General features: G+C 66.0%; 2 protein-coding genes. Both read right to left on the bottom strand.

Annotated elements, in window-relative coordinates:
* The coding region (locus tag AC08ON_RS09140) for an ATP-binding protein (protein ID WP_476616787.1) at nucleotides 1–371 on the bottom strand (371 nt) is incomplete at its 3' end.
* Nucleotides 372–491: 120 nt separating this feature from the next.
* The gene (locus tag AC08ON_RS09135; RefSeq protein ID WP_476607194.1) at nucleotides 492–1,451 is read right to left on the bottom strand and encodes an NAD(P)/FAD-dependent oxidoreductase; all 960 of its coding nucleotides are present in this window, start codon (nucleotides 1,449–1,451) and stop codon (nucleotides 492–494) included.
* Nucleotides 1,452–1,640 lie beyond the last annotated feature (189 nt).

Here is a 1,640-nt window from a genome sequence, read left to right as displayed (position 1 = left end):
AACTGCACCCGGTCCATCAGAGCGCGCATGAGAAAGATGCCGCGGCCTTGCTCGGGAACATTATCTGGCCTGGGGGAATCGCCATTCTGGCGGGCTGTCCGATCGAGCTCATCCGCGCTGTCGAAACCGTCGCCGCGATCGCTCACCTCGATGACAGCGACTTCGTTGTCCACTCCCACCAAAACCTCGTACTCGTCGCCGGCATGGGCATGTAGAAGAACGTTGTCGCACGCTTCGGTCAAGGCGATTTCAACATCGTCAATGCATTCTTGATTGACGCCCAGGACCTTCAGGGACTGCGTACAGATACGTCGAATCACGGGTATGGAGATCTCATCGTGGGGCAACGACAGGCTTACTTTGATCTCCATGTCGGAGGGTGTACCCGCGTCACGCATCGTCAACCGAACGACCTACGCCGACGCAGGCTCGATCCGGTCACATGTCATCGGTCATCGTAATCGGTTATTGCGATAGGTTGTCGCAATCGGTTATCTCAATCGGGCGGCAAGGGCCCGGCCCAGCTCGGTGCCCGAGCGCCAGGCATTCTCGATCTTCGGTGTTCCCCAGCCGTCGCCGGCGAGCCCGATCCCACTGCTGGACAGGTAGTACGGCTGTTCGTGCGGACGGTCCGGGCGAGCGAAGGTCCACTTTTGCACATACGTCCAACTGGGTTGCATCGTGATGGTGAGCAGGCGCCGTAGCGCCGCGACGAGATCAGGCCCGGCCGCTGCGGGGTCGGCCAGCCGCGGCCGCGCGAAATCCGGCGTCGAGTGGGCGACCAGGACGGCGGCATTGTCACCTCGGCGACGACCGTCGTCAGCGATCCAGGTAATCGTATCGTCGTCGTGGACGAAGGCTCCGTCGATCGGTGCCCAGCACCGGTAGGGCCAGCCGGCGAGCAGCGCCAGCACCGGCGACCAGGGTCGGCCGGCGAGCTGCGTCCGCTCCTCGGCGCAGGCCGGGTCGAGATGGCGCAGTGCCTGCGGGTCGGGCATCGCGAGGACCACCGCGTCGGCGGCCTCGTCGTCGACGCGGGGACCCGGGGTGACCCGGCGGATCGGTGTGGACTGTGTGACCTGTACCCCGGCCCGGGACGCGAGGTCGGCGACCAGGGAACGCAGCCCGCGCGGGGCGGCGTACCGCAGCGGGCCGGAACGCGGCTCGGCCAGGGTGGCGGTCGGCCCACTGATTACCGACATTCGGTGCGTCCAGGGGCGTACCAGGCCACGGATGAACCAATCGTCCACGACTTCGCGGAACTCCGGTGAGGTGGCGGTGAAGTACGACGCGCCGGAGTCCACGATGCGCCCGTCTATCCACCGTGAGGCCATCCGTCCGCCGATCACGCGGCCCCGGTCACGGACATCCACGGTGATTCCCTCGGCTAGCAGTGCGCTGGCGCAGGCGATCCCAGCAATGCCCCCGCCGGCGACGACGACCTTCGCCACCGATCCCCCCTATATCGAGATGAATGCCGCGGGCGCCGTATGCCGATTGGCCTTTCACCGGTTCCCGCGGCGTCGCCCTCCTGGATGTGTCGCCACGGTGACGGTGGCTTGCGGACGAGCGTTGATGATGCTCGCCATCAGTCCCGCCAGCGCCCGTTCGCCGAACGGCTGTGTTCATCGTGCCCATTG

This window comes from Frankia sp. CoWAU3 (genome assembly GCF_977971855.1).
This window is presented reverse-complemented; position numbering and strand designations above follow the sequence as displayed.